Raw genomic sequence first — 25,406 nt, 5'->3', positions numbered from 1 at the left:
CCGGGTGCAAGGAGGAAGCCCATGAACATGTCATTCACCCTGCGCGAGGAAAACCGCGCTCTGCTGCAACGGGTGGTCGAGATGATCCGTGACGAGGTGATGCCTCTGGAGGCAGAATATCAGGGCGAAATCGCCAAGGGCGACCGCTGGCAATATACTAAAAGACAGGTCGAGATTTTGGAAGGTCTGAAAGCCAAGGCCAAGGCGGCGGGGCTGTGGAACTTCTGGCTGACGGATAGCGAGAAGGGGATTGGGCTGACCACGGTCGAATATGCCTTTTTCGCTGAAGAGATGGGCAAGACTCCATTGGGGGCCGAGGTGTTCAACTGCTCTGCGCCTGATACCGGCAACATGGAGGTGTTCGAACGCTATGGCTCGGACAAGATGAAAGAGCAGTGGCTGAAGCCTCTGCTGGACGGCCAGATTCGCTCGGCTTATCTGATGACGGAACCAGATGTGGCCTCGTCGGATGCCACGAATGTGTCGATGTCCTGTGTGCGGGACGGGGACGACTATGTTCTGAACGGCGAAAAGTGGTGGTCGTCGGGGGCGGGCGATCCGCGCTGCAAGGTCTATATCGTGATGGTTAAGACCGCAGGCGAGGAACAGCCCAAGCACCAGCGTCAATCGATGATCGTCGTGCCAGCCGACACGCCGGGGATCGAGGTTCTGCGCCCGATGGAAGTTTATGGCCATGACGATGCGCCCCATGGGCATATGCATATCCGGTTCACCAATGTGCGCGTTCCTGCAGAAAACATCCTGCTGGGCGAAGGGCGTGGATTCGAGATCGCGCAGGGCCGTCTGGGGCCGGGACGTATCCACCACTGCATGCGCGCCATCGGTCAGGCAGAAAGCGCGCTGGAACAGATGTGCAAAAGGTCGCTTCAGCGCGAGGCATTTGGCAAGAAACTGGCGCAGCTTGGGGCGAATTTCGATATCATCGCCGAATGCCGGATGGAGATCGAGATGGCCCGCCTGCTGTGCCTTAAGGCCGCGTGGTACATGGATCAGGGCGATGCGCGGGCGGCGGCGCCTTGGATTAGCCAGATCAAGGTCGTGGCCCCTCGGGTCGCGTTGAAGGTGATTGACGAGGCGGTCCAGATGTTTGGTGCGCAAGGGATCAGTCAGGATACGCCGTTGGCCACGGCCTGGACCCACGTGCGCACGCTGCGTCTGGCCGATGGGCCGGATGCAGTGCACCGCCGTCAGGTCGCGCGGGCCGAGTTGAAGAAACACACGCAGGAAAAGGTGTGAGCATCGGTATGCAGGCAGAGCTCGACGGGAGCCAACCCGCCTATTTCCACATCAGCCCGGATGGCGCATTTGTGGGCAATGACGCGGCTCGGGGACCTTGGTCCGCCGATCATTGCCATGCAGGTCCCGTCAGCGGACTGATCGTGCGTGCAGCCGAAACCGAGGTCGGGCCCGAGAAGATGCTGACCCGGCTGTCAGTAGACTTGTTGCGCCCGCTACCGCTGGCCGGACTGCGTGTCGCCGCCGAGACGACCCGCCACACCAAGACACTGGCGACCACGCGGGTCACGGTGCATGATCTTGACGACACGCTTTGCGCGACGGCCACGACCATGCATCTGGTGCGCCGTGACCTTGGCCCCGTTGCGAATGTGACCATGCCGCCGCCGCAGCTGGAGGACGCAGTGACCGGGCCGTTTCCGATTGGAGAGACCCGCCACAACCTGCCCGGTTTCGCCAATCACTCCGATATCCTCTACCCCAAAGGCGGCAATCAGGGCCCGGGGCCCAAAACCATATGGATGCGGACGCCGCCGCTGTTGGCGGACGAAGTGCAATCTCCTATCCAGGCGCTCTGTCCGCTGGCCGATTGCGGCAACGGTATTTCGTGGAACGCGCCGACAACCGAGATGGGCTTCATGAACACTGACCTGACGGTTCAAATCCACCGCGAACCGGTCTCGGACTGGCTGGCGTCAGAGTCGGTCTGCCATTGGCAGCCATCGGGTATCGGCATGTCGCAGTCGGTTTTGTTCGACACCCAAGGCCCCGTGGGCACGGCCCTGCAAACACTGGTTCTGTTTCCTCGGGCCTGAAGGTGGGCCGGTTTCTGCGCGTTGGCTTGAATGTGCATTGTCGCGGCGGGTACAAGGCCCTATCTTCCGATCATGCGTTTGTTGATCTCCTTGTTGACCTGTTGCCTGCCGATCCCGGCATTGGCCCACCCTCATGTTTTCATCGACACGGGGCTGGAGTTTATCGTGGATGACGCGGGCAACCTGACCCATGTGCGCGTCACTTGGGCCTATGATGAGCTGTATTCCCTGTTCGAGCTTGAAGACAGAAAGCTGGATCAAGATGGTGATGGTCTGCTGAGCGACAGCGAGCAGGCGTTTTTGGCCGGGTTCGACGCCCAATGGCTGGAAGGCTACAACGGTGATCTGGTTCTTTGGTCCGAGGGGCGCATCGTACCTTTGTCGGGTCCGGCAGAGCCCACGGCCACCACCGAAAATGGCCGCATCGTCTCGACCCACCTGAGGGCGGTTGAGGGCGCACCAGTGGCGGCATCTGCGCTTTCTGCCAAAGCGTTCGACGAGACCTACTACACCGCCTACGAAGTGACACGCCCTGTGACGGTCACGGGCAATATATCGTGCAACATCGAAAAGATCGTGCCGGATATTGACGGCCAGCTTGCGCAGATGCGGGCGTTCCTTCTGACATTGGATGCCGATTATGATCTTGAGGAAAACGATATCCCGCTGGTGGGCGAAGACTTTGCGACTGAGATCCGCGTTTCATGTCCAAGTACCTGATTGTCCCTGTCGCCTTGGCTTTGGGCCTGCTGCTGTGGTTCTGGGGCAGCGGAGGGTTTGACAACCTTGCGGCTTGGGCCGCCGGGGAACAGCGGGAATTTCAGAACCAGATCGCCCGATCCCTGCGTGCTGCGCGGGCAGAACAACCTCAGGCCGTGGCCACGCTGTTGACCGTATGTTTCGCCTATGGGTTTTTTCACGCCATCGGTCCCGGTCACGGCAAGGTGCTGATCGGAGGCTATGGGCTGGGCCGCAACGTCGCCTTTTGGCGTTTGTCCGCGATCAGCGTGCTGTCCAGCCTGGGCCAGGCCGTCACGGCTGTTGTGCTGGTTTATGCGGGTGTTCTGGTGTTCCAGATGTCGCGGGACAGTCTGGTTGGCACGACCGAGCAGGTCATGGCCCCGGTCAGCTACGGCGCCATCGCTGCAATCGGTCTGTGGCTGGTGTTCCGGGGCCTGCGTAGTTTCGCCCGCCGAAACCGGGCCGAGAAATCTCACGCGCATCATCACCACGATCATCATCACCATGATCATGAGGTCTGTTCCGATTGCGGCCACCGCCACGGCCCCACCGCTGAAGAAGTGGCGCAGATCGGCAATTGGAAAGAGGCCGCTTTGCTAATCGCAGGCATCGCGGCGCGCCCCTGTACCGGCGCTTTGTTCGTGCTGATCCTGACGTGGCAGATGGGCATCGCCATGGTGGGTATTGCCGGTGCGTTCGCCATGGCACTGGGCACGGCGACAGTGACAACTCTGGTCGGTTGGACTTCGTTTGGCTTGCGTGGCGGGTTTTTGGCCTCAGCCTCTGCCACCCGTTTCGCGCAGGTGCTGGCCCCCACGATTGAACTGGTGGCAGGGCTGTTGATTGCCGTTATTGCTAGCGGGTTGCTGCTGCGTGCGATCTAGTTGAAGACGGGCTCGGGATAGCCGACCCGCGCCAGATACAGCCCCTGCGGCGGGCAAACAGGCCCGCAGGCGGTGCGGTCTTGGGCTTCTAGCGCGTCGCGCACATCTTCGGGTGACCAAGCACCAGCGCCCACCCGTTCCAACGTGCCGACAAAACTGCGGACCTGATTGTGCAGGAAAGACCGCGCGCGGACGTGAAAGTGAAGCTCGGGACCAGAGAAGCCCTGAACCTGTTCAACCCGCAGCTCATCCAGCGTTTTCACCGGGCTGGCGGCCTGACAAATGGACGACCGGAAGGTGGTGAAATCATGCCGCCCGATCAGCATATCTGCCCCGGCCTGCATCGCCGCCACGTCCAGTTGATGATTGATCTGCCAAACTTGCCCCGCGTCATGGGTCGCAGGTGCGCGGCGCATCAGGATACGGAACAGATACTGCCGCTCGACCGCTGAAAACCGGGCATGCCAGTCGTCCTCAACCCGCGCCGCCTGCACGATTGCAACGGGGTCAGGCTTGAGGTGAAAGTTCAGCGCCTCGGACAAGCGAAACGGATCCCAATCCTTGACCAGATCGCAATGAGCGACCTGCCCCAACGCGTGAACGCCCGCATCAGTACGACCAGCGGCGGCAATGGTATGCGCGCCGGGTTGAATGCGCGACAAGGCCTGCTCGATCGCCCCCTGAACCGAGGGTTGATCCTTTTGCCGCTGCCATCCGGCAAACGGTTCTCCTTGGTATTCGACTTTCAGCGCGTATCTGGGCATGTGCTGCTGGTAGCGCGCGGTGACGAGACGGGCAAGGGCAGGAAAGCGCTGGTATGTCGCGCACCTGCTACCTATCTTGGGAAAAACGACAACAGCGGGACGACAATTTGGCCATTTCATCGCTGGCAGACAGTCTTGTGCGCGGATTTGAAACCGTGGGCGACAGCGTGTCCGAGGCATTGTTCGAACCGGTGATCCGTCTGGGTGTGACCGGCTTGGCACGGTCGGGTAAGACGGTGTTCATCACGTCACTTGTGGCCAACCTGCTGGACCGAGGCCGGATGCCCGGCTTAGTGGCGCAGCAAGAGGGGCGGATCAACGCAGCCTATCTGCAACCCCAGCCCGACGACACGGTGCCGCGGTTCGATTATGAAAACCATTTGGCAGCCCTGACCGGCCCAAAGCCGCATTGGCCGGACAGCACGCGGGCGGTTTCTGAACTGCGCCTGTCCTTCAAGGCCCGGCCTGCAGGGTTGCTGTCCGGCCTGCAAGGCCCGCGTAAGGTTCATCTGGACATCGTGGACTACCCCGGCGAATGGCTTTTGGACCTGGCTTTGCTGGACAAGTCCTATGCCACTTGGTCGTCCGAGACACTAGACCGTATCGCCAACCGCGCCGAAGCGGCAGGCTACCTTGCGCAGGCCAAAGCCGCCGTCCCAGAGGCCGAACATGATGAGCCGCAGGCGCAGGCCCTGTCGAAGGCGTTTTCCGATTACCTCAACACCGCGCGCGATGCCGGTTACTATGATTGCACGCCCGGACGGTTTTTGCTGCCGGGGGACTTGGCGGGTTCTCCGGTTTTGACCTTCGCGCCGCTGCCTGTCGAAGGGAGTGGTGCAAGACGCAGCCTGCACCGCGAAATGGCCCGTCGGTTCGAGGCGTATAAATCGCAAGTGGTCAAACCCTTCTTCCGCGATCACTTTTCGCGCATTGACCGGCAAGTGGTACTGGTTGATGCGCTGGGCGCGATTCACAAAGGGCCGCAGGCAGTTGAGGATATGCGCCGCGCGATGGGCGATATCCTGTCGGCGTTCCGGCCGGGGCGGAACGCGTGGCTCAGCCAGTTGCTGTTGGGAAAGCGCGTGGAACGCATCCTGTTTGCCGCCACCAAGGCGGATCATCTGCACCACCACCAACACGCCCGCCTAACCCACATCATGGAGGCGCTGACCCGCGACGCCCGCGACCGCGCCAGCTTTGCCGGGGCGGAAACGGCGGCATTGTCGCTGGCCTCGCTCCGCGCCACGACCGAAGAAATTCGCACACATGATGGGGTGGACTTGCCCTGCGTGCGCGGCACTTTGCTGGACGGGAAGCAAGCCGCTTTCTATCCCGGCGAGTTGCCCGAAGACCCCGCGCATCTGTTGGGGCCTGCGCGCAACGGGGCAGAAAGCTGGCTGGGCGAAGACTATGGGTTCATGGCCTTTGCGCCCGCGCAGTTGACCCTGCGCCCCGGTGACGGCCCTCCGCATATCCGGCTGGACCGCGCGGCCCAGTTCCTGATCGGAGATCGGCTATGACGGTAATCCTGCGACCTGCCCGCAGCACCGATGCCGGAGCCACCGGAGAAATCCTGCACGGATTCGCTCGCGAGCATGACTGGATGCCCGAGTTGCATTCCCACGCGGAAACCATCGCCTTTTGCGGCCGGATGATAGATCAGGATTGGGTCACCGTCGCGGAATCCGACGATGGTGTAGTCGGGTTTCTGGCCCTGAACGGGGTCGAGGTACACTCACTATATCTAAGTGCCCCGGCACGTGGGCAGGGGATCGGACAGCGATTGCTGGATCACGCCAAAGCCGAACGCTCACACCTGTCGCTGTTCGCCTTTCAGGCCAATGGTGGCGCGCGCCGGTTCTACGAACGCAACGGGTTTGCCGAGGTTGCCCGCAGCGATGGTTCTGACAACGACGAAAACCTGCCCGACATCAAATATGTCTGGTACCGAGAAGGAAACGCAGATGGCTAAAGGTCCGGTCCTGATTGATCTGAAGGCCGAGGCCCCCGGCGAGGACGTGGCGCAGGCACCGCCGGTTCCGGATGTCGCCGCTCCGCAGGGGCAGGCGATGCAGACCGCTGCGCGGTTGGCAGCGCGAAAACCTTCGGCCTTGTCGCGTTGGTTCTGGGGGCTGGCGGCGGCTGTGATAGGGGCTGTGGTCTCGGTCGCGGCTTGGGATTTCGTGACGTCTCTGTTGCTGCGCGCGCCGGTTCTGGGCTGGGTCGTAACGGGCCTGATCGGCGCGTTGCTGGTGGTCGGGCTGATCATCGCCCTGCGCGAGTTGGCTGCGATTGGGCGTCTGTCGCGGGTGGACGGGATGCGCCGCGCCGCCGATGCCGCGCTGGCCGAGGGTGATCTGGGGCAGGCGCGGGCAGTCACAAACCGGCTGATGGCCTTCTACAAGGGGCGCGACGACACCAAATGGGGCCGCGACCGCCTGTCCGAACGCATGGGCGAGCAGTTCGATGCCTCCGGCCTGTTGACCCTGACCGAAGACGAACTTCTGGCCCCGCTGGACGAAGCCGCCAGCCGCGAGGTTGAGGCCGCCGCCCGTCAGGTGGCCACGGTGACGGCGCTGGTTCCGCTGGCGCTGGCAGATGTGGTGACGGCACTGGCGGCTTCCCTGAGGATGATCCGGCGAATTGCTGAAATCTACGGTGGCCGCGCCGGGTTTCTGGGCAGCTGGCGTTTGACTCGCGCTGTGTTCGTGCATCTGGTGGCCACGGGCGCGGTGGCTGTGGGCGATGACCTGCTGGAACCGGTTCTGGGCGGCTCGGTCCTAAGCAAACTGTCCCACCGGTTCGGCGAAGGTCTGGTCAACGGCGCGCTCAGCGCGCGCGTCGGCATGGCCGCGATGGAGGTCTGCCGCCCGCTGCCTTTCTCGGACCGTCACAAGCCCTCGACTCGGCGGATCATCAAACGGGCGTTGGCGGGATTGTTTTCCAAGACTTGACCTGACGCAAAGACCTCTGCCCTGCTGGTTGCCATACCAAAGGTGGAGCCAGCCATGACCGAGCACGGACACAGCCAGCAGGAAATTGCAGCCCGGATCAATGCGCCGCCCGGTCGGGGCGTATTGCGCGATATCGTCTATGGCGGCATCGACGGATCGGTGACCACTTTTGCGATTGTCGCTGGCGTCGCGGGGGCAGGGCTGTCGCCGTTCATCATCGTGGCCTTGGGGCTGGCCAATGTGCTGGCTGATGGGTTTTCCATGGCGGCAGGCAACTACTCGGGTACCAAAGCCGAGTTGGACAATATCCGCCGCATCCGCGCAATCGAAGAGCGCCACATCCACCTTTACCCGGATGGTGAGCGCGATGAAGTCCGGGAAATCCTTTCGCAGAAGGGCCTTTCGGGGCGCGTTCTGGATGAGGCAACCGATGCCATCACCGCCAATCACGACAACTGGATCAACCTGATGATCGAGGGTGAATATGGTCTGGGCAGTGTGGACCCGCACCCGATGAAGGCCGCGATGGCGACGTTTCTGGCCTTTCTGGTTGCGGGCATGATCCCGCTCTTGCCGTTTCTGGCCGGGGTCGAGCGCGCCTTTGCGCTCTCAGCTTGGATGACGATGGGGGTCTTTTTTGCCATCGGCGCGCTCAAAAGCCGCTGGTCGCTGGCCCCGTGGTGGCGGTCGGGTGGTGAGACCTTGTTGATTGGGGGCGCTGCGGCATCAATCGCCTATCTGGTTGGATCGCTGTTTCATCCCTGACGGCTAGAATTGTCGCAGGCGGCACAGTCCCCATGGCGGATATACCTCATATGGCTAGGGTGAAGGCATCAACGTGGTGGCGAGGTGTGCTCTGACACTCACTGGGAAAAATATCCTTGTTCTAGGCGCTTACGGCTTCATAGGCGCGGCGGTGGTCCGCGCCTTGCGATGCCGGGGCGCGCAGGTCACGGGGCTTGTTCGTAAGCCTGTGCAAGGCGCGTTGCTACTGGACGGAATTAAGTTGGTTCAGGGCGATTTGCGCCGCTTTACGCACCCGCAGGATTGGGAGGCCGCACTCACTGGCATCGACTGCGTTGTGAACTGCGCAGGCGCGTTGCAGGACGGCCCCTCGGATGATCTTGCGGCGGTGCATCATCACGCCATTGCAGCGCTGGGTCAGGCCTGCGCACAACGGGGTGTTTCGGTCGTACAAATATCAGCCATCGGGGCGACGCCCAATGCGGACACCGAGTTCATGCGCACCAAGGCCGCTGGTGATGCGGCGCTTGAACACAGCGGTGCGGACCTGTGGATTTTGCGCCCCGGACTGGTTATCGGGCAATCAGATTACGGTGGAACGACATTGCTGCGGATGCTGGCAGCGGTTCCGCTGGTGCAGCCGATTGCTTATCCCGCGACACCGGTGCAGTGCGTCGGGATGGAGGATTTGTGCCATGCCGTGGTTACCTGCTGTGCCGATGAGGTACCGCAAGGCGCCTACGATCTGGTTGAGGATCAAGCCCAATCGTTAAGGGATGTCCTGGCCACCACGCGCCGTTGGCTGGGTTTCCCGGCGGCCCGTTTTCGGCTTGTCATGCCTCCGGTCTTGACCAAGGCAGTTGCACGGTGTGCTGACGCGCTGGGCTATCTTGGGTGGCGCTCGCCCCTGCGCAGCACGGCGATGACGGTCATGGCTTCGGGTGTTGTGGGTGATCCCGCGCCCTATCGCGCAGCAACGGGTCGGTCGCTCAGGCCGCTGCCCGAAATTTATGGGTCAATGACCAGCGCGCGTGAACACCGGCTGACCGCGCGCATGTCCCTGCTGGCCCCGCTTGTCATAACCGTACTGAGTCTCTTCTGGGTCCTGTCCGGCATTTTCGGATTGGTCGGATTGCCCGAGGCTGCCGGTGTTCTGACCGAGGCCGGATGGGCCGATGCCGCTGCCGTCAGTTCTGTCGTGTTCTGGTCTTTCGTCGATATCGCTTTGGGACTGGCCGTTCTATATCGTCCTTGGACCGCGCGCGTGTGCCTGGCGCAAGTTGGGGTGGCAGCGTTCTATGTGCTGGCGGCAACGGTCGTGACACCAGGCCTGTGGCTGGACCCGTTGGGCCCACTCGTCAAAGTGCTGCCTGCAATGCTGCTGTCGCTGGTTGCCTGGCCTATGGTGCAAAGCCGATGATGGATCCAGACCTGATCCTGCGATGGCTGCACGTCATCGGTGCTAGCGTTCTGCTGGGCACCGGAGCCGGGATCGCGTTTTTCATGCTGATGGCGCATCGGTCCGGCGACGCGCGGTTTGTTGCGCAAACTGCCCGTGTGGTCATTCTGGCTGACCTGCTGTTCACGACGACCGCCGTAATCGTCCAACCCGTGACCGGGACCCTGCTGGCTTGGCGGCTGGGTTGGTCCCTTGCCGACGGGTGGATCATGCTGTCGCTGGTGCTTTACGTCGTAGCGGGCGTGTTCTGGCTGCCCGTGGTGTGGATACAGGTCCGCCTGCGGGATCTGGCACAGACGGCTGCTGCACAGGGTGCACCGTTGCCTGATAGCTATCACCGCTTGTTCCGCATCTGGTTTCTAAGCGGCATCCCGGCCTTTCTTTCGGTGCTGAGCATCCTCTGGTTGATGATCGCGCGCCCCGCGATCGAGCTGTTTTGAACCGCACCATTCGCCGCAGGGGGCGGAAGCTCTGGACCATCCGCCAAGGGCGTCTTATAAGCGCGGCCATGTATGACCGGATGGCCATCATTATTCGAATTATATCCCCGGCGCTCTGACTTCCTGAGACGCCGGGCAAAGGTGTTTGAGACCTCGCACCGACCGCTTCGATCCACACGACCAGATCATCCAAAGGACGCCCCCAATGTGCGCCGAAACACCTGATTACAAAGACACGCTGAACCTGCCCAAAACCGATTTCCCCATGCGCGCTGGCCTGCCCAAGCGCGAACCCGCATGGCTGGAGCGTTGGGAAACCATCGGCGTCTATGACCGCCTGCGTGAGAAAAAGGGTCGGACGCCCTTTACCCTGCACGATGGCCCCCCCTATGCGAATGGTCACCTGCATATCGGTCACGCGCTGAACAAGACCATCAAGGACATGATCGTGCGGAGCCATCAGATGATGGGCCATGACGCGCGTTACGTGCCCGGCTGGGACTGCCACGGCTTACCCATCGAGTGGAAGATCGAGGAACAGTACCGCAAGAAGGGCAAGAACAAGGACGAGGTGAACATCGTCGACTTCCGTCAGGAATGCCGCAAGTTCGCCGAGGGCTGGATCGACATCCAAAGGGAAGAGTTCAAGCGTCTGGGGATCACCGGCAATTGGCCCGATCCGTACATCACCATGGACTATCACGCCGAGGCGGTGATCGCCGACGAGTTCATGAAGTTCCTGATGAACGGCACGCTCTATCAGGGGTCCAAACCCGTGATGTGGTCGCCGGTCGAAAAGACCGCTCTGGCCGAGGCTGAGGTCGAGTATCACGACAAGGAAAGCTTCACCATCTGGGTGAAGTTCAAGGTCGTGAATGCAGGCGATCTGGATGATGCGTTTGTGGTGATCTGGACGACGACCCCTTGGACGATGCCGTCGAACAAGGCGGTCGTTTACGGCAAGGACATCGCGTATGGCCTTTACGAAGTCACCGGCGCGCCGGATGAATGCTGGGCCAAAGTAGGTGACAAATTCCTGCTGGCCGACAATCTGGCGGCGGATGTTCTGGGCCGTGCCCGTTTGAACGACGATCAGTGGACCCGCGTCCGCGACGTAACCAGGGATGAGCTGGCAGGCGTGCAACTGACCCACCCGCTGGCCGGGGCCGAGGGCGGCAATGGCGAATGGGATGACATCCGCGATTTCCGCGCCGCTGAATTTGTGACCGATACCGAAGGCACCGGTTTCGTTCACTGTGCGCCGTCGCACGGGATGGAGGAATTCGAGCTTTATCGCGATCTGGGTATGTTGGAACAGGTCATCACCTATAACGTGATGGATGACGGCTCGTTCCGTGCCGATCTGCCGTTCTTTGGTGGCAAATACATCCTGTCCCGCAAAGGCGGTGAGGGTGATGCGAACAAGACTATCATCGACAAACTGGCTGAGGTCGGCGGGCTGCTGGCGCGTGGCAAGATCAAGCACAGCTATCCGCATTCGTGGCGCTCAAAGGCTCCGATCATCTATCGCAACACGCCGCAGTGGTTTGCCTCCGTCGACCGCAAGCTGGACGACGGCATGGGCGAGATGGGCGACACCATCCGCGAACGCGCCCTGCGCTCGATTGATGAACTGGTGAAATGGACCCCGCAGACGGGTCGTAACCGCCTGTATTCGATGATTGAGGCCCGCCCGGATTGGGTGCTGTCCCGCCAGCGTGCGTGGGGTGTGCCGCTGACCTGTTTCACCAAGAAGGGCGCTCTGCCCACCGATGCCGATTACCTGCTGCGCAACGCCGATCTGAACGCACGTATCAAAGCCGCGTTCGAGGAAAACGGCGCGGATATCTGGTACACGGACGGGTTCAAGGAACAGGTGCTGGACGGCATCGCCAACCCGGACGACTATGATCAGGTGTTCGATGTGCTGGACGTATGGTTTGACTCGGGTTCGACCCACGCCTTCGTTCTGCGCGACCGTGAGGACGGGACCGAGGACGGCATCGCCGATGTCTATATGGAGGGCACCGACCAGCACCGCGGTTGGTTCCATTCGTCCATGCTGCAGGCCTGCGGCACCAAGGGCCGTGCGCCCTATCGCAACGTGGTGACGCACGGCTTTACGCTGGACGCCAAGGGCAACAAGATGTCCAAATCGCTGGGCAACACCATCGTGCCGGAAGAGGTCATCAAGCAATATGGGGCCGATATCCTGCGCTTGTGGGTGGCTCAGACTGACTATACCGCCGACCAGCGGATCGGGCCGGAGATTCTGAAAGGAACCGCTGACAGTTATCGTCGTCTGCGGAATACCATGCGGTTTATGCTGGGATCATTGGCTGATTTCACCGAGGCTGATCGCGTCGCGCCCGAAGATATGCCGCGTCTGGAACGCTGGGTTCTGAGCCGTCTGGCCGATCTGGATGAACAGGTGCGCAAGGGCTATGCCGCGTTCGATTTCCAGGGTGTGTTCAGCGCTGTGTTCACTTTTGCCACGGTAGATCTGTCCTCGTTCTATTTCGACGTCCGCAAGGATGCGCTCTATTGCGACGGCGATAACCAGCGTCGCCGCGCAGCCCGCACCGTGCTGGATATCCTGTTCCACCGTCTGACCACATGGCTGGCGCCGGTTCTGGTCTTTACCATGGAAGAGGTCTGGCTGGAGCGGTTTGGCGGTGATGACAGCTCGGTCCATCTGGTGGATTTCCCGGACACGCCAGCCGATTGGCGCGACGCGGAATTGGAAACAAGCATGGCCAAGGTGCGCCGCGTGCGTCGTTCGGTGACGGCTGCGCTGGAGGTTCAGCGTCAGGACAAAGTCATCGGGTCCAGCCTTGAGGCCGCGCCGATTGTCTATGTTGAGGACCAGGAAACCCGTGATCTGCTGGCTACTTTCGATGTGGACGATATGTGCATCACCTCGGGGTTGACTGTTACGGGTGATCCGGCCCCGGCCGAGGCTTTCCGCGTGCCCGAGATTGAGGGCGTTGCGGTGGTGTTCGAAAAGGCCGAGGGCGAGAAATGTCAGCGGTGCTGGAAAATCCTGCCGGATGTCGGGCGTCATGTCCATACGGGTGTCTGCGGGCGCTGTGACGAGGCGTTGGCGTAACGTCTCTGGATTTGGAGTTCTGCGAGGCTCTGCCTCGCGCTCCGAGGTATTTTTGAACAGAAGAAGATTGGGGCGCAGCCTGTTGGGGGTTGCGCCTTTTCTCAATTCGCGGTCAGGTTCTGGCTATGCCGATGATTGCTGTCGATACGCGATTTGGACGTCTGGGGATTGAAGAGACGGGTGGTGCCATTACCCGTTTGGTCTGGGATGGACGCAATGAAGGTGAGGCGTCAGCCTTGTTGCGTGAGGCGGCAGCGCAGATGGCGGCCTATGATCAGGCGCGGTTGGAGCGGTTTGATCTGCCTTATCGTGTGGCCGGTTCTGACTTTCAGCGGCAGGTATGTGATCTGATGTATGCGATTCCACTGGGCGAGACTGTGACCTATGGGGATATTGCCAAACAGGTTGGTCGCCCGGCGCAACCTGTGGGGCAGGCCTGTGGGGCGAACCCGATCCCGGTCATTATTCCGTGCCATCGGGTGTTGGGGGCAAATGGATTGGGTGGGTTTTCCGGTGACGGCGGCGTGGAGACCAAGGTGGCCTTGTTGCGGCACGAGGGCGCGGCAGGGTTGCTGATCTGAGAGTGGAAAGCTATTGCAATCCATCCGCTTGCGTCCCAACTTGTATCACATAGAGAATTCGAAGGATGTTTTTGGCATGACCGTTCAAGCCGACCCCGCCGCGCGCAAGAAAGCCATTATTGACCGTTTGATGTCACTGGAAGAACAGGAGCTGGCGACCGCGCAAGCGCATTACGATGCGTTTCTGAAGGATTCTCAGTTGGACGACCGGGAAGGGCACGACAAGGACGATATCGCGGCTTCGCGTGAAAATGCGGATCTGGCGGCGGCTTTCGACGCGCCCTTGCAAGCGCATCATGCCAAGATCGACGTGATCGAGAACACCGATTTTGGGCTGACCGATACAGTCCAGCCCGGTGCCGTGGTAAAGTTCAACAACCGGTGTTTTGTGGTCTGCGTGTCGACAACGCGGTTTGATGTGGACGGGACGACCTATATGGGGATTTCGACCCAAAGCCCGATCTATCTGGCGATGTCCGGCCTGCAGGAGGGCGACGTGTTCACCCATAACGGGACCGAGTTTGAGGTCGAGGAAATCCTTTAGGCTTTTTGCTGTGGGATCACCTGTTGGGCGATCCCTGCAAAGACCAGATACAGGCTGGTGATCACCAGCCCCCAATGCGCCCAGCTTTCGGGATGAAAATCCACCCAGGCGGCCCATCCGGCGAAAAAGGTCCAGGCGAGGGCCATGGGGAGGGTGACGCTGCGCCAACGCTCGGTCCGGACGGGATGCACGAATTTCAACGGCAGGAACATGGCCAGAGCCAGTAGGGAGACCATGAGCAGGATGACCCAGAAATTGGGTTCGAGCGCGAAGATCACAATGACAAACATGTTCCAGCAGCCGGGAAAGCCCGAGAACGAGTTGTCTTTGGTCTTCATCCGAGTGTCCGCGAAATACATCGCGCTGGCGAAGGTGATGACGATGATCGCAAACCAGCCGGTCCAGCCATCCATCAGCCCGGATTTAAACAGGGCGAAGGCGGGAATGAATACATAAGTCAGGTAATCGATAATCAGATCCAGCAATACGCCGTCAAACTCGGGGGCGTTTTTCTTGACGTGATAGTGCCGCGCCAGTGGGCCGTCGATGCCATCGACAATAAAGGACACGACCAGCCACAGATACATCAGACTCCATTTTTCTTCGACAGCGGCCAGCATGGCCAGCATCGCGAAAACGGCGCCGGTTGCAGTAAAGAGATGGACGGAGAGAGCTTTGAATCTGAGTGTCATGCGCGTGTCATGTACGATGCGTGTCCAAGATGCAAAGCAAAATGCCCTGTTTGGTGAAATTGCAATTGTGTCAGGCTTTCGGGTGAGTGCGGTCGTAGACTTCCATCAGCCGGGCGGTGTCCACGGCGGTGTAGGTTTGCGTGGTCGACAGAGAGGCATGCCCCAGCAATTCCTGTATGGCGCGAAGATCGCCGCCCGCAGACAGCAGGTGCGTGGCAAAGCTGTGGCGCAACGCATGTGGGGTGGCCGTCGCGGGCAGGCCCAACTGCTGACGCGCCTTGGCCATGGCGGCCTGAATGGCACGCGGGTTCAGCGCCCCGCCGCGGACACCACGAAACAGTGGCTTGGTCTTGTCCAGCGGATGAGGGCAGAGCACCAGATACCGGTCCAGAGCTGCTTGTGCGGCGGGCAGGACCGGGACGATGCGCTCCTTGTTGCCTTTGCCAACAATTCGCAGCGATTTTGGCAGGGGGGCGTCAGCGCCGGTCAGCGACAGCGCCTCGGAAATCCGCAACCCGCAACCATAGAGCAATGTGACCACGGCCACGTCGCGCGCAGAGACCCAATCATTGGTCGATTGCAGTTCGACCGTTTCGATCAGGGCGCGGGCAGCATCTTCGTCGACGGGGCGGGGCAGTTTCTTGGTGAATTTGGGCGCGCGGGTCGACAAGACCGCGGTCGGCTCGAACCCTTCACGTTCTGCCAGCCAGCGGTAGAAGCTTTTGACAGCCGACAACTTGCGCGCCAGCGAACGCGCGCCGACGCCCGAGCCGCGCTGATCCGCCATCCAGGCCCGCATATCGGATACGGTGATCCGAGCCAGTGCTGCCAAACCCTGACGTTCGCTATGGTGCAGGGTCATAAAGGATAGGAAATCATTCACGTCGCTGCGGTAGGCGGCCTGAGTATTGGTTGATCGGCCTGAAAGCGCGACGAGACCCTCCAGCCAGTGCTGCAACGCGTCGCGGCAGGCCGGAGAGATCAGGCTCATGACAGCCAGTTGCGCATGGATCGTTCAAAAACACCGGCAAAGAAGGTCAGCAGGTCGGTGCCAAGTTGCGGTGAAAAGTGGTTGGGGTCTTTCGCGCTCATGATGATCATGCCGGGCAGGCGGCCTTCGCCCAAGTCCAGCCGCATGCAGGCTTCGGACCGCAGGTGATCGGCCTGATCGCCGAAGATGCGGTGTGTGGGGTGGATGACCTCGCGCAGCACGACTTCGCGGGCGGGGCCGCTGCGATCGAAAGTCAGGTAGTTGTCGACAAAGCCGGGCTCGACTACGGCCAGCGCTCCGCCCAGTTTTTCGATCGCGGGGTCTTCCTGCAGGACGGTGGTTTCCAGGACCAGCGTGATCCGATCCACGCGCAGAATTTCGGCGACGTCTGAGCCAAGGGTGGTCAGGAAGTCCTCGAACCCTGTGGGCTCCAGCAGGCGCAGGATGGCGCGGTGCACCTGATTGGTACCCGCAAGGTTTTCATAAGCGGCCGCGATGACCGAGCGGTGGGTGTCTTCAAGCCGATCCAGCCGCGCTTCGAGCCGCTGCATGGCGATGCCGCGCAGGTCGACGATGTTATCTCCGCGCGCTTGTTCATTGGCGGCGACGAGGGCCTGCATCAGGTCCTTGTCGTCCAGCACGGCGTCAGGCTCGGCCAGAATCGCCTCGCGGAGAGTGTCCTTGAGTTTGGTATTGCTGCTCATGTCCCGTCCGGTCTTTTTTATGTTTTGCGGCCTTATAACACGGCTGGACCGATTTGCCTTGGGAAAAGTGAGCCTGTGGTTGGATTTCCCGTCATTTGCGCGACGGGGCCTCTCCCGCCTGCAAGACCCTGATCTGCGATCAGGGCTGGCAGTTGGGCCGGGCGCGGTGCCTGGCGGCACCGCGCGGCAGTGTCAGGGATCAGAGGATTTTCTGACCGGTCTTGGCCCAGTCGGCCAGGAAGGTTTCAAGCCCCTTGTCGGTCAGCGGGTGGTCGGCCAGTTTCTTGATCACGGCAGGCGGAGCGGTGATCACGTCGGCGCCGATACGGGCGCTGTCTGTCACATGGTTCACGGTGCGGATCGAAGCGGCAAGAATTTCGGTCTCGAATCCGTAATTGTCATAGATCTGGCGGATATCAGCGATCAGATCCATGCCGTCGAGGTTGATATCGTCCAGACGGCCGATGAAGGGCGAGATAAAGGTCGCGCCCGCCTTGGCGGCGAGCAGTGCCTGATTGGCCGAGAAGCAGAGCGTGACGTTGACCATCTGGCCTTCGTCGGACAGGGTTTTACAGGTTTTCAGCCCCGCCCATGTCAGCGGAACCTTCACGGCGATGTTCGGCGCGATCTGGGCCAGCTTACGGCCTTCGGCGATCATGTCGTCGGCCTCGGTCGCGACGACTTCGGCGGATACGGGGCCGTCGACCAGATCACAGATCTCTTTGGTGACTTCTAGAATATCGCGGCCCGATTTCAGGATCAGCGAGGGGTTGGTGGTCACACCGTCTACCATTCCCAGATCGTTCAGTTCGGCGATGGCGTCGATCTCGGCGGTGTCTACGAAGAATTTCATGCGGGCAGTCCTTTGATGGGTTGGCCTTGGTTGCGGATGGCTTTACCCCAATAACACCGATGCTGAAACCCCCGACCCGAGGAGATGCGGTGAGCGCGCAGGAGTATTTCGATCAGGGTGAGCTGGTGGCTGTGCTGACCACACAGCCCTTGGACCGGACGCTGGACTACAAAGCGCCCGAGGGCGGGTGTTTTCTGGGCGCGTTTGTCGAGGTGCCGCTGGGCCCGCGCAAGGTTCTGGGTGTGGTTTGGGGGCCGGGGCAGGGCGGTTTTGATCTGGCCAAGGCGCGATCCGTGATCCGGGTGCTCGAGGTTGCGCCGATGCGCGAAGAGATGCGGTTGTTTCTGGGCAAGGTGGCCGATTACACGCTGACACCGATGCCTGCGATGCTGCGCTTGGCGACCCGTGCGCCGGGGCTGGGCGATCCGCCCTCGATGCGGAAAATCTATCGTTTGGGCAGTGCCGAGCCAGACCGCATGACCGATGCGCGGACCCGCGTGCTTGAGGTGCTGCGCGACTACGGCGGCTTGGCGTTCACGTTAAAGGAGTTGGCCGAGCAGGCGGGGGTGACGTCCTCGGTCGTCAAGGGGTTGGTCAAGCAAGGCGCAGTGCGCGAGGAAGACAGCCCACGTGATTTGCCCTATCCCCGGCTGGACCCGGACTTGCCGGGCAAGGCGTTGACTGACGATCAGGCCGCCGCGGTCGCGCGCCTGCAGGCTGGGCAACGTTCCGGGGATTATGGGACAACGTTGCTGAAGGGTGTCACCGGCTCGGGCAAGACCGAGGTTTACCTAGAGGCCGTCGCCGAAGCCCTGCGCATGGGGCGGCAAGCGCTGGTTCTGCTGCCCGAGATCGCCCTGACCGCCGAATTCCTGACGCGGGTCGAGGCTCGGTTCGGCGCGCGGCCTGCCGAATGGCACTCGGGTGCAACCATGACCGAACGCCGGCGGGTCTGGCGCATGGTCGGGCAGGGGGAAGCGCAACTGGTCGTCGGCGCGCGTTCGGCGCTGTTTCTTCCGTTCCGCGATCTGGGGCTGGTGGTGGTCGATGAAGAACACGACACCTCGTACAAGCAGGAAGACGGCGTGCATTACAGCGCGCGGGATATGGCGGTGCTGCGCGCCTCGATCTGCGGGGCGCGCGTGATTCTGGCCAGTGCGACGCCGTCGCTGGAAAGCTGGGCCAATGCCGAGGCCGGCAAGTATGAGCGGCTGGACCTGACCTCGCGCTTTGGGGCGGCGGTGCTGCCCGAAATGAAGCCCATCGACATGCGGGCCGAGCAGATGCAGCCGGGGACATGGATTTCGCCGTCGCTGCGGCAGGCGGTGCGGCAGCGGATCGAACGCGGGGAACAATCGCTGCTATTCATCAACCGCCGTGGCTATGCGCCAGTGACGCTGTGCCGGGCGTGCGGCGAACAGATTGCCTGTGATCATTGCGATGCGCGGATGGTGGAACACCGGTTCCTTAAACGCCTGATGTGCCACCAGTGCGGTGAGACAAAGCCCATGCCGGATACCTGCCCGTCATGCGGGGTCGAAGGCAAGCTTGCTCCGGTCGGGCCGGGGATCGAGCGGCTGGCAGAAGAGGCGGAGGCCACTTTCCCCGAGGCTAAGATCGCGATGCTGAGTTCCGATCTGTTCGGTTCAGCCCGTGCATTGAAGGCCAAGATCGAAGAGATCGCCGAGGGCGACGCGGATATCGTCATCGGCACGCAACTGGTGGCTAAGGGGCACAACTTTCCCAAACTGACACTGGTGGGGGTGATTGATGCCGACCTTTCTCTGCACGGGGCGGACCTGCGAGCGGCGGAACGCACGTTCCAGCTTATGCGGCAAGTTGCGGGCCGGGCCGGGCGGGCGGATAAGCCGGGGCAGGCACTGTTGCAGACGTTTCAGCCTGAACACCCGGTGATCCGCGCCATTCTGTCAGGCGATGAAGAAGGGTTCTGGAAGGCCGAGGCCGCCGGGCGTCAGGCCGCAGGCGTCCCGCCCTATGGGCGCATGGCCGGGATCGTGCTGTCCGGGCCCGAGGTCGGTCCGGTTTTCGACATCGGCAACGCGATGGCACGCAACGATGCGCCGCTACGTGCTATAGATGCCCAAGTCTTCGGACCTGCGCCCGCGCCAATAGCACGAATACGCGGGCGGCACCGTGTACGCCTGCTGGTCAAAGCCCCCAAAGGCGCGCCGATTCAGGATGCTATCGCCCGCTGGATTGCGCCCCTGCGTCTGAAGGGCGATATCCGCCTGACCGTCGATATCGACCCGCAGAGTTTTTACTGACCTCTGCACCGGTGCAGACCGCCTGTGCGTCTGCCCCCTCGCCAAACCGAAAAAATGAGCGTAGAGCGGTGTCATGCTGAAACCCATGCCGCTCTCTGATGCGCAGAGCCTTCCGTTCTGGCGCCGTCCCATAACGCTCTTGTTCATGATGGCGTTGATGATGCCCATTGCGTTTAACGCATGGAGCGCGCTGCTGAACAATTTCGTCATCGAGGTCGCGAATTTCGACGGCGCAGACATAGGCCTGCTGCATACGGTGCGTGAAATTCCCGGATTTCTGGCCGTAGGCGTAATCGCGGTGATCATCTTTATCCGCGAGCAAGTGCTGGCGATGATCTCGCTGATGATGCTGGGTGTTGCGACGGCAATCACTGCGTGGTTCCCCAGCCTTGGCGGGCTGCTGTTCGTGACGCTGTTCAGCTCGATCGGGTTTCACTACTACGAGACGGTAAACCAGTCGCTGCAACTGCAATGGTTGCCCAAGGATCGTGCGCCGCAGGTGTTGGGCTGGCTGGTCGCGATGGGCTCAGCGGCGACAGCAGTGGTGTACGGTTTGATCGTACTGACATGGGACCGGTTCGATCTGTCCTATAACTTCGTCTTCATGGCGGCGGGCGGCGTGACGGCACTGTTGGCGCTGTTCTGCCTGCTGGCTTACCCGCAATTCGATGCGCCGACGCCGCAGACCAAGAAACTGATCCTGCGCAAACGCTATTGGCTGTATTACGCCCTGCAATTCATGGCCGGTGCCCGGCGGCAGATCTTTGTCGTCTTCGCAGGCTTCATGATGGTCGAGAAATTTGGGTTCGAGGTGCATGAGCTAACCAGCCTCTATCTGATCAATCTGGTGATCAACATGGCCGCCGCTCCGATGCTGGGCAAAGCCGTGTCCGTGTTCGGCGAGCGCCGCACGCTGATCTTTGAATATGCCGGTCTGGCGATCGTGTTCGCGGCCTATGGCGGTATCTACTGGTTCGGCTGGGGCGTGGTGCTGGCCGCGATCCTTTATGTGATTGACCATGTGCTGTTCGCGCTGGCATTGGCGCTGAAAACCTATTTCCAGAAAATCGCCGACCCTGCCGATATCGCACCAACCGCAGCGGTGGCGTTCACGATCAACCACATCGCCGCCGTGTTCCTGCCGGCGTTGCTGGGTTTGCTGTGGGTGGTCTCGCCCGGCGCGGTGTTTACGCTGGCGGCAGCGATGGCGATGATCTCGCTGGCCTTGTCGTTGCTGATCCCGCGCCACCCCGAGCCGGGCAATGAAACCATCCTGTCAAAATACGCCCCGGCCCCTGCGGAATAAGCCAGCGCTTGACCTTGCCTGCCCGGCGGCCTAGGCGCAGAGGAAACCCAAACAGGAGGCCCCCATGCCCACATTCACTGCGCTGACCACTCTGATGGGCAAGAAAGCCGCCGAAGGCATGGGCGAAGCAATGGAGCGTCTGGAGCCGGAACCTACCGGCGTTGGTGTGTTCGAGGTCGAGGACGGCTCGGGCCTATGGGAGGTTGGCGGCTATTTCACCGAAAACCCGGATGAAACCGCGCTGGCCGTTCTGGCCGCCGCGTTCCAAGCCAAGCCCTTTGTCGTCTCGGAGCTGCCCGAAACCGATTGGGTCGCCCATGTGCGTCGCGAACTGGCTCCGGTCGAGGCCGGGCGCTTCTTTGTTTACGGCAGTCACGACGCCGACAAACTGCCCGAAGGCCGCATTCCCCTGCTGATCGAGGCCGCGATGGCCTTTGGCACCGGGCATCACGGTACCACTCTGGGCTGCCTCAAGGCGCTGGATTATCTACTGAATGAGGGGTTCGAGGCCACAAAAGTGGCCGATATCGGCTGTGGCACTGCCGTTCTGGCCATGGCCGCCGCGCGGGTCTGGCAGGGTGATATCATTGCCAGTGATATTGATCAGGTGGCCGTCGATGTGGCCGAGGCGAACCTGAAAGCCAATGGCATGGCCGGTCAGGTGCAGTGCGTCGAGGCTGCCGGGTTCGATCACACCGACCTGAGGGCCCACGCGCCCTATGACTTGATCTTTGCCAATATCCTCAAGGGGCCGCTGGTCGCGTTGTCGCCGGAAATTGGGGCGAATCTGCGGGCAGGGGGTTACGCGATCCTGTCGGGAATCCTCAATGAACAGGCCGATGATGTGGTTTCCGTTTATTCACAAAACGGGTTCAATCTGGCCCGTCGGGACGAGATTGGCGAATGGACGACGCTAATCTTAAGCAAACAGGGCTAAAATCGGGCCATTTACAGGAGTTTTATGGATTCCTGCCACTTTTTTGGCGCAATCTCTGTCTACCGTTCAAAGATGCATATCGGGGGCGGTTATTGGAGGCTGCCATGACTGGAAAACAACTGGAATTTGATCAGCGCGTTCATCGTCTGAACAAAAAACACGCGAAACTCAGCCGTGGTTATCGTGCGACGATGCGCAAAGATGGCCTGGTGGTGATGAGGCCGCAGCGCGTTCAGTCTGCGGTGCCTGCCAAAGTGCTGCTGATGTGCCTTGTGGGCTTTTTTGCATTCAAGACCTTTCTTTTAGCGAGCCTTGGGCCGTCCGCCTATGAATACCGCGTTGACAGTCTGAGCCAAGGGACGTCGGTCGAACAGGCTGGGGCCTGGATCATGCAGATTGACCCGATTTCTGCCTTTCTGGCCGCGCAGGTCTCAAGCTATCTGCCCTGATTTTTTGCAAATCTGAATCAGAAACGCCGCGCATAAATCAATGCGCGGCGTTCTGCTTTGCCCCCGAGGGAGGAGATAGGGGCGTGTGAGTGGTGGTCTAAATCTTACCGGCGGCTATCCGCTACGACGTCAATATCGCCGCGGCACATGCCAATATCGTCCAGTTCACGGTCACTCAGACCGCTCAGCGCGTTGCGGGTCACGCGGGCGTCGTTCCATTCCACAACGGCGTTCACAACCGCTGCAAAAAATCCGCCGATACGGCCAGCAAGGCCGAACGAGCCAGTGGTGGCGCGGGTGGTATCCAGTACGGCCATATCCTGTTTCCTTCTGGTTAGAGTTCAGTTTCAATCCTTCGTTTGAGCGGCATTTAGGGATGTCGATCTGACACCACAAGCGACGAAATTGCATGTGTCCTATGCGTTTTCTGCAAGGCTCTGAAAACGTGAAAGCCCCTTAATTCATTGGTCATTTTTGCTTGATCAAACACGTCGAATTCAGACATTTCGCGGTCGCAAACAGGCCATTGTGTCGCCCCTCGAGCAGGTCTGTCGTTTTTGGACTTTCCGTCAATTCGCTTGGAAAATGTTCACGCTTCGTGCTAACCCGTAAGAAAGATCACAAAAACCCGAGCAGGCTGGGGCACAACATGCGGATTTTGGGCATTGATCCGGGGCTGAGAACCCTGGGATGGGGCGTCATCGAATCGCATGGCAGCCGCCTGAGCCACGTGGCCAACGGGCTATGCAAATCCGACGGTGATGATTTGGGCGAGCGGTTGTTGTCTCTGCACAACCAGATTGTCGAGGTGATCGCCGAACACACGCCCGATCAGGCCGCGATCGAACAGACTTTCGTGAACAAGGACGGTGCGGGAACGCTGAAACTGGGTCAGGCGCGCGGGGTTGCGCTTCTGACGCTCGCGCAAGCCGGGTTGCCGGTAGGGGAATATGCGCCCAACCGGGTCAAGAAAACAGTTGTGGGCGTGGGGCATGCCGAGAAAGAGCAAGTCTTGCACATGGTCAAGCTGCAACTGCCGGGGTGTCAGCCCAAGGGCGCAGATGCGGCAGATGCGCTGGCGATTGCGATCTGCCATTCCTACTATGGCGCAGCGCCGCAGGCGCGGATGAAAGAGGTGCGGGCATGATCGGAAAACTCACTGGACGCCTGGATTACCGCGCAGCAGACCACGTGCTGATCGACGTGCGCGGGGTTGGTTATATCGTCTATTGCTCGGACCGGACCATGGCGGCTCTGCCGGGCGTGGGGGAGGCGGTCTCGATCTACACGGACATGGTGGTGCGCGAAGACCTGATGCAGCTTTATGGGTTTCTGTCTTTGGTCGAGAAGGAATGGCATCGCCTGTTGTGTTCGGTGCAGGGGGTGGGGGCCAAAGTGTCTTTGGCGATCCTGTCTGCGCTGGGCCCGGATGGGGTCAACCGTGCGATTGCCTTGGGTGATTGGGGCGCGGTCAAGGCGGCCAAAGGCGTGGGGCCGAAAACCGCGCAGCGCATCGTTTTGGACCTGAAAGACAAAGCGCCGGGCGTGATGGCCATGGGTGGCACCGTGACCGAGGCGATGGACGGCCCTGTGCCTGAGCCGGTCGAACTGATTGAGCCAGCGCCTGCGCCCAAACGCGCGGCGAAACCGGCCTCGGGCAATGCGGCGGCTTCGGCTGGGGCATTGTCGGCCCTGTCGAACCTTGGCTATGGCCCGTCCGAGGCGGCCGCGGCCGTGGCCGAAGCGGCCGCCAGCCTGCCGGACGCCGGTGAGGCTGATCTGATCCGGGCGGCGTTGAAACTGCTGGCTCCGAAAGGCTGAATGGATGACTGACGCCGATCCCACTCTGCGCCCGGACCCTTTGCCCGAGGATAATGACCGCGCCCTACGCCCTCAGGGGTTGGACGAGTTCATCGGTCAGGCCGAGGCGCGCGCGAACCTGCGCATTTTCATCCAGTCGGCTCGTCAGCGGGGCGAAGCGATGGATCATACGCTGTTCCATGGTCCTCCGGGCCTTGGGAAGACGACGTTGGCGCAGATCATGGCGCGTGAACTGGGGGTGAATTTTCGCATGACCTCCGGTCCGGTGCTGGCCAAGGCCGGGGATTTGGCGGCGATTCTGACCAATCTGGAATCGCGCGATGTGCTGTTCATCGACGAAATCCACCGTCTGAACCCGGCGGTCGAAGAGGTTCTGTACCCGGCGATGGAGGATTTTGAGCTTGATCTGGTGATCGGCGAGGGCCCCGCCGCGCGGACCGTGCGGATCGAGTTGCAGCCCTTTACTCTGGTCGGAGCGACGACCCGGATGGGTCTGCTGACCACGCCTCTGCGGGATCGCTTTGGCATTCCGACCCGGCTGCAATTCTACACGGTCGATGAACTGCACGAGATCGTCACGCGAAACGCCCGTAAACTGGGGGCTCCTGCTGACGACGCAGGCGCGCGCGAGATCGCGCGGAGGTCGCGCGGGACCCCTCGGATCGCGGGGCGGCTGCTGCGTCGGGTGGTGGATTTCGCTATCGTCGAAGGCGACGGGCGGATCACACGGGATCTGGCCGATGGTGCTTTGACACGTTTGGGCGTGGACAATCTGGGATTGGACGGCGCGGATCGTCGGTATCTTAAGCTGATCGCCGAGAACTACGCCGGTGGACCAGTTGGGATCGAAACCCTTTCAGCAGCGTTGTCGGAAAGCCGGGATTCGCTTGAGGAAGTGATTGAGCCCTATTTGTTGCAGCAGGGTTTGATCCAGCGCACACCGCGCGGGCGGATGCTGGCACAAAAGGCGTGGACGCATTTGGGTATGGCAGCGCCTCGGGGGCAAAGCGATCTGTTTGGTTGAATTGTAGCGCTAGGGATTTTAAGCCTCCGGCGGCCATATTTGAAACGAGAAG

General features: G+C 61.1%; 26 protein-coding genes. 20 read left to right on the top strand and 6 right to left on the bottom strand.

Translation table 11 applies throughout. The annotated features are described in order from the left end of the window. The first annotated feature begins 21 nt into the window (after positions 1 to 21). From GOV80_RS03835 to GOV80_RS03820, 4 genes are all read left to right on the top strand, one after another. The gene (locus GOV80_RS03835; protein WP_170782902.1) at positions 22 to 1,257 is read left to right on the top strand and encodes an acyl-CoA dehydrogenase family protein; all 1,236 of its coding nucleotides are present in this window, start codon (positions 22 to 24) and stop codon (positions 1,255 to 1,257) included. Then, positions 1,254 to 2,072, top strand: a complete 819-nt coding sequence (locus tag GOV80_RS03830; RefSeq protein WP_331252080.1) for a thioesterase family protein — start codon at positions 1,254 to 1,256, stop codon at positions 2,070 to 2,072. The genes GOV80_RS03835 and GOV80_RS03830 overlap by 4 nt, the downstream gene beginning before the upstream one ends. Positions 2,073 to 2,144: 72 nt before the next feature. Then, positions 2,145 to 2,792 (top strand): DUF1007 family protein, encoded by a 648-nt coding sequence (locus tag GOV80_RS03825; RefSeq protein WP_170769940.1) that lies wholly within the window; start codon positions 2,145 to 2,147, stop codon positions 2,790 to 2,792. Further along, positions 2,777 to 3,697, top strand: coding sequence for a nickel/cobalt transporter (locus GOV80_RS03820; protein ID WP_170782901.1), 921 nt, complete (start codon positions 2,777 to 2,779; stop codon positions 3,695 to 3,697). Before GOV80_RS03825 ends, GOV80_RS03820 begins: the two co-directional genes overlap by 16 nt. Here GOV80_RS03820 and truA read toward each other — a convergent pair. Continuing rightward, a complete protein-coding gene (gene truA, locus GOV80_RS03815) occupies positions 3,694 to 4,461 on the bottom strand; it encodes a tRNA pseudouridine(38-40) synthase TruA (protein ID WP_170782900.1) in 768 nt (255 codons plus the stop codon). The genes GOV80_RS03820 and truA overlap by 4 nt on opposite strands. A 107-nt stretch (positions 4,462 to 4,568) precedes the next feature. Here truA and GOV80_RS03810 point away from each other — a divergent pair, with 107 nt between their 5' ends. From GOV80_RS03810 to GOV80_RS03770, 9 genes are all read left to right on the top strand, one after another. Further along, on the top strand, positions 4,569 to 5,981 hold the full coding sequence (locus tag GOV80_RS03810; RefSeq protein ID WP_170783002.1) for a YcjX family GTP-binding protein: 1,413 nt from the start codon (positions 4,569 to 4,571) through the stop codon (positions 5,979 to 5,981). Further along, a complete protein-coding gene (locus tag GOV80_RS03805; RefSeq protein WP_170782899.1) occupies positions 5,978 to 6,433 on the top strand; it encodes a GNAT family N-acetyltransferase in 456 nt (151 codons plus the stop codon). The genes GOV80_RS03810 and GOV80_RS03805 overlap by 4 nt, the downstream gene beginning before the upstream one ends. After that, the gene (locus GOV80_RS03800) at positions 6,426 to 7,415 is read left to right on the top strand and encodes a YcjF family protein (RefSeq protein WP_214647932.1); all 990 of its coding nucleotides are present in this window, start codon (positions 6,426 to 6,428) and stop codon (positions 7,413 to 7,415) included. Before GOV80_RS03805 ends, GOV80_RS03800 begins: the two co-directional genes overlap by 8 nt. A 54-nt stretch (positions 7,416 to 7,469) precedes the next feature. After that, on the top strand, positions 7,470 to 8,180 hold the full coding sequence (locus GOV80_RS03795) for a VIT1/CCC1 transporter family protein (protein ID WP_170769945.1): 711 nt from the start codon (positions 7,470 to 7,472) through the stop codon (positions 8,178 to 8,180). A gap of 73 nt (positions 8,181 to 8,253) precedes the next feature. Next, a complete protein-coding gene (locus GOV80_RS03790; protein ID WP_336510116.1) occupies positions 8,254 to 9,579 on the top strand; it encodes an SDR family oxidoreductase in 1,326 nt (441 codons plus the stop codon). Then, complete coding sequence (locus tag GOV80_RS03785) at positions 9,579 to 10,058, top strand: DUF2269 family protein (protein WP_170783000.1); 480 nt, start codon at positions 9,579 to 9,581, stop codon at positions 10,056 to 10,058. The genes GOV80_RS03790 and GOV80_RS03785 overlap by 1 nt, the downstream gene beginning before the upstream one ends. Positions 10,059 to 10,263: 205 nt before the next feature. After that, positions 10,264 to 13,167 carry an isoleucine--tRNA ligase gene (gene ileS / locus GOV80_RS03780; protein WP_170782897.1) on the top strand — a complete coding sequence of 968 codons (2,904 nt, stop codon included), beginning with the start codon at positions 10,264 to 10,266 and terminating at the stop codon, positions 13,165 to 13,167. A gap of 125 nt (positions 13,168 to 13,292) precedes the next feature. Continuing rightward, the gene (locus GOV80_RS03775) at positions 13,293 to 13,748 is read left to right on the top strand and encodes a methylated-DNA--[protein]-cysteine S-methyltransferase (protein WP_170782896.1); all 456 of its coding nucleotides are present in this window, start codon (positions 13,293 to 13,295) and stop codon (positions 13,746 to 13,748) included. A gap of 76 nt (positions 13,749 to 13,824) precedes the next feature. Then, on the top strand, positions 13,825 to 14,292 hold the full coding sequence (locus GOV80_RS03770; RefSeq protein ID WP_170782895.1) for a hypothetical protein: 468 nt from the start codon (positions 13,825 to 13,827) through the stop codon (positions 14,290 to 14,292). Here the strand turns inward: GOV80_RS03770 and GOV80_RS03765 are convergent. The 4 genes from GOV80_RS03765 to fsa all read right to left on the bottom strand — a co-directional run bounded on the left by GOV80_RS03765 (position 14,289) and on the right by fsa (position 17,532). Further along, a complete protein-coding gene (locus GOV80_RS03765) occupies positions 14,289 to 14,984 on the bottom strand; it encodes a CDP-alcohol phosphatidyltransferase family protein (RefSeq protein ID WP_170769949.1) in 696 nt (231 codons plus the stop codon). The genes GOV80_RS03770 and GOV80_RS03765 overlap by 4 nt on opposite strands. A gap of 70 nt (positions 14,985 to 15,054) precedes the next feature. Further along, a complete protein-coding gene (locus tag GOV80_RS03760) occupies positions 15,055 to 15,975 on the bottom strand; it encodes a tyrosine recombinase XerC (RefSeq protein WP_170782894.1) in 921 nt (306 codons plus the stop codon). After that, positions 15,972 to 16,679, bottom strand: a complete 708-nt coding sequence (locus GOV80_RS03755; RefSeq protein ID WP_170769951.1) for a DUF484 family protein — start codon at positions 16,677 to 16,679, stop codon at positions 15,972 to 15,974. The genes GOV80_RS03760 and GOV80_RS03755 overlap by 4 nt, the downstream gene beginning before the upstream one ends. A gap of 199 nt (positions 16,680 to 16,878) precedes the next feature. Then, on the bottom strand, positions 16,879 to 17,532 hold the full coding sequence (gene fsa / locus GOV80_RS03750) for a fructose-6-phosphate aldolase (protein ID WP_170354905.1): 654 nt from the start codon (positions 17,530 to 17,532) through the stop codon (positions 16,879 to 16,881). 59 nt (positions 17,533 to 17,591) lie between these two features. Here fsa and GOV80_RS03745 point away from each other — a divergent pair, with 59 nt between their 5' ends. From GOV80_RS03745 to GOV80_RS03730, 4 genes are all read left to right on the top strand, one after another. Next, positions 17,592 to 19,817: a primosomal protein N' gene (locus GOV80_RS03745; RefSeq protein ID WP_214647931.1), complete on the top strand. Its 2,226-nt coding sequence runs from the start codon at positions 17,592 to 17,594 to the stop codon at positions 19,815 to 19,817. Between the two features lie 73 nt (positions 19,818 to 19,890). Then, the gene (locus tag GOV80_RS03740; protein WP_170769953.1) at positions 19,891 to 21,123 is read left to right on the top strand and encodes an MFS transporter; all 1,233 of its coding nucleotides are present in this window, start codon (positions 19,891 to 19,893) and stop codon (positions 21,121 to 21,123) included. A gap of 64 nt (positions 21,124 to 21,187) precedes the next feature. Further along, positions 21,188 to 22,060: a 50S ribosomal protein L11 methyltransferase gene (locus tag GOV80_RS03735; protein WP_170782892.1), complete on the top strand. Its 873-nt coding sequence runs from the start codon at positions 21,188 to 21,190 to the stop codon at positions 22,058 to 22,060. After that, positions 22,027 to 22,509, top strand: coding sequence for a hypothetical protein (locus tag GOV80_RS03730; protein ID WP_237215610.1), 483 nt, complete (start codon positions 22,027 to 22,029; stop codon positions 22,507 to 22,509). The genes GOV80_RS03735 and GOV80_RS03730 overlap by 34 nt, the downstream gene beginning before the upstream one ends. Before the next feature lie 104 nt (positions 22,510 to 22,613). Here the strand turns inward: GOV80_RS03730 and GOV80_RS03725 are convergent, their stop codons facing one another. After that, positions 22,614 to 22,826 carry a DUF1127 domain-containing protein gene (locus GOV80_RS03725; protein ID WP_170769956.1) on the bottom strand — a complete coding sequence of 71 codons (213 nt, stop codon included), beginning with the start codon at positions 22,824 to 22,826 and terminating at the stop codon, positions 22,614 to 22,616. A 332-nt stretch (positions 22,827 to 23,158) separates the two neighbouring features. Between GOV80_RS03725 and ruvC the strand changes: the two genes are divergently transcribed. From ruvC to ruvB, 3 genes are read left to right on the top strand one after another with little or no spacing between them, the layout of a single operon-like run. After that, complete coding sequence (gene ruvC / locus GOV80_RS03720) at positions 23,159 to 23,656, top strand: crossover junction endodeoxyribonuclease RuvC (RefSeq protein WP_170769957.1); 498 nt, start codon at positions 23,159 to 23,161, stop codon at positions 23,654 to 23,656. Beyond that, positions 23,653 to 24,330: a Holliday junction branch migration protein RuvA gene (gene ruvA, locus GOV80_RS03715; RefSeq protein WP_170782891.1), complete on the top strand. Its 678-nt coding sequence runs from the start codon at positions 23,653 to 23,655 to the stop codon at positions 24,328 to 24,330. The genes ruvC and ruvA overlap by 4 nt, the downstream gene beginning before the upstream one ends. A 4-nt stretch (positions 24,331 to 24,334) precedes the next feature. Beyond that, positions 24,335 to 25,354, top strand: a complete 1,020-nt coding sequence (gene ruvB / locus GOV80_RS03710; protein ID WP_170769959.1) for a Holliday junction branch migration DNA helicase RuvB — start codon at positions 24,335 to 24,337, stop codon at positions 25,352 to 25,354. Positions 25,355 to 25,406 lie beyond the last annotated feature (52 nt).

It is taken from the genome of Ruegeria lacuscaerulensis (assembly GCF_013034685.1).
In the GTDB taxonomy this organism is placed as follows: Bacteria; Pseudomonadota; Alphaproteobacteria; order Rhodobacterales; family Rhodobacteraceae; genus Ruegeria; species Ruegeria lacuscaerulensis_B.
This window is presented reverse-complemented; position numbering and strand designations above follow the sequence as displayed.

Excerpts from the sequence above, each read along its gene's own strand:
- GOV80_RS03835 (WP_170782902.1), top strand. The coding sequence starts at position 22 with ATGAACATGTCATTCACCCTGCGCGAGGAAAACCGCGCTCTGCTGCAA.
- GOV80_RS03825 (WP_170769940.1), top strand. The coding sequence starts at position 2,145 with ATGCGTTTGTTGATCTCCTTGTTGACCTGTTGCCTGCCGATCCCGGCA.
- GOV80_RS03820 (WP_170782901.1), top strand. The coding sequence starts at position 2,777 with ATGTCCAAGTACCTGATTGTCCCTGTCGCCTTGGCTTTGGGCCTGCTG.
- truA (WP_170782900.1), bottom strand. The coding sequence starts at position 4,461 with ATGCCCAGATACGCGCTGAAAGTCGAATACCAAGGAGAACCGTTTGCC.
- GOV80_RS03805 (WP_170782899.1), top strand. The coding sequence starts at position 5,978 with ATGACGGTAATCCTGCGACCTGCCCGCAGCACCGATGCCGGAGCCACC.
- GOV80_RS03800 (WP_214647932.1), top strand. The coding sequence starts at position 6,426 with ATGGCTAAAGGTCCGGTCCTGATTGATCTGAAGGCCGAGGCCCCCGGC.
- GOV80_RS03795 (WP_170769945.1), top strand. The coding sequence starts at position 7,470 with ATGACCGAGCACGGACACAGCCAGCAGGAAATTGCAGCCCGGATCAAT.
- GOV80_RS03785 (WP_170783000.1), top strand. The coding sequence starts at position 9,579 with ATGGATCCAGACCTGATCCTGCGATGGCTGCACGTCATCGGTGCTAGC.
- ileS (WP_170782897.1), top strand. The coding sequence starts at position 10,264 with ATGTGCGCCGAAACACCTGATTACAAAGACACGCTGAACCTGCCCAAA.
- GOV80_RS03775 (WP_170782896.1), top strand. The coding sequence starts at position 13,293 with ATGCCGATGATTGCTGTCGATACGCGATTTGGACGTCTGGGGATTGAA.
- GOV80_RS03770 (WP_170782895.1), top strand. The coding sequence starts at position 13,825 with ATGACCGTTCAAGCCGACCCCGCCGCGCGCAAGAAAGCCATTATTGAC.
- GOV80_RS03765 (WP_170769949.1), bottom strand. The coding sequence starts at position 14,984 with ATGACACTCAGATTCAAAGCTCTCTCCGTCCATCTCTTTACTGCAACC.
- GOV80_RS03760 (WP_170782894.1), bottom strand. The coding sequence starts at position 15,975 with ATGAGCCTGATCTCTCCGGCCTGCCGCGACGCGTTGCAGCACTGGCTG.
- GOV80_RS03755 (WP_170769951.1), bottom strand. The coding sequence starts at position 16,679 with ATGAGCAGCAATACCAAACTCAAGGACACTCTCCGCGAGGCGATTCTG.
- fsa (WP_170354905.1), bottom strand. The coding sequence starts at position 17,532 with ATGAAATTCTTCGTAGACACCGCCGAGATCGACGCCATCGCCGAACTG.
- GOV80_RS03745 (WP_214647931.1), top strand. The coding sequence starts at position 17,592 with ATGCTGAAACCCCCGACCCGAGGAGATGCGGTGAGCGCGCAGGAGTAT.
- GOV80_RS03740 (WP_170769953.1), top strand. The coding sequence starts at position 19,891 with ATGCTGAAACCCATGCCGCTCTCTGATGCGCAGAGCCTTCCGTTCTGG.
- GOV80_RS03735 (WP_170782892.1), top strand. The coding sequence starts at position 21,188 with ATGCCCACATTCACTGCGCTGACCACTCTGATGGGCAAGAAAGCCGCC.
- GOV80_RS03730 (WP_237215610.1), top strand. The coding sequence starts at position 22,027 with ATGGACGACGCTAATCTTAAGCAAACAGGGCTAAAATCGGGCCATTTA.
- GOV80_RS03725 (WP_170769956.1), bottom strand. The coding sequence starts at position 22,826 with ATGGCCGTACTGGATACCACCCGCGCCACCACTGGCTCGTTCGGCCTT.
- ruvC (WP_170769957.1), top strand. The coding sequence starts at position 23,159 with ATGCGGATTTTGGGCATTGATCCGGGGCTGAGAACCCTGGGATGGGGC.
- ruvA (WP_170782891.1), top strand. The coding sequence starts at position 23,653 with ATGATCGGAAAACTCACTGGACGCCTGGATTACCGCGCAGCAGACCAC.
- ruvB (WP_170769959.1), top strand. The coding sequence starts at position 24,335 with ATGACTGACGCCGATCCCACTCTGCGCCCGGACCCTTTGCCCGAGGAT.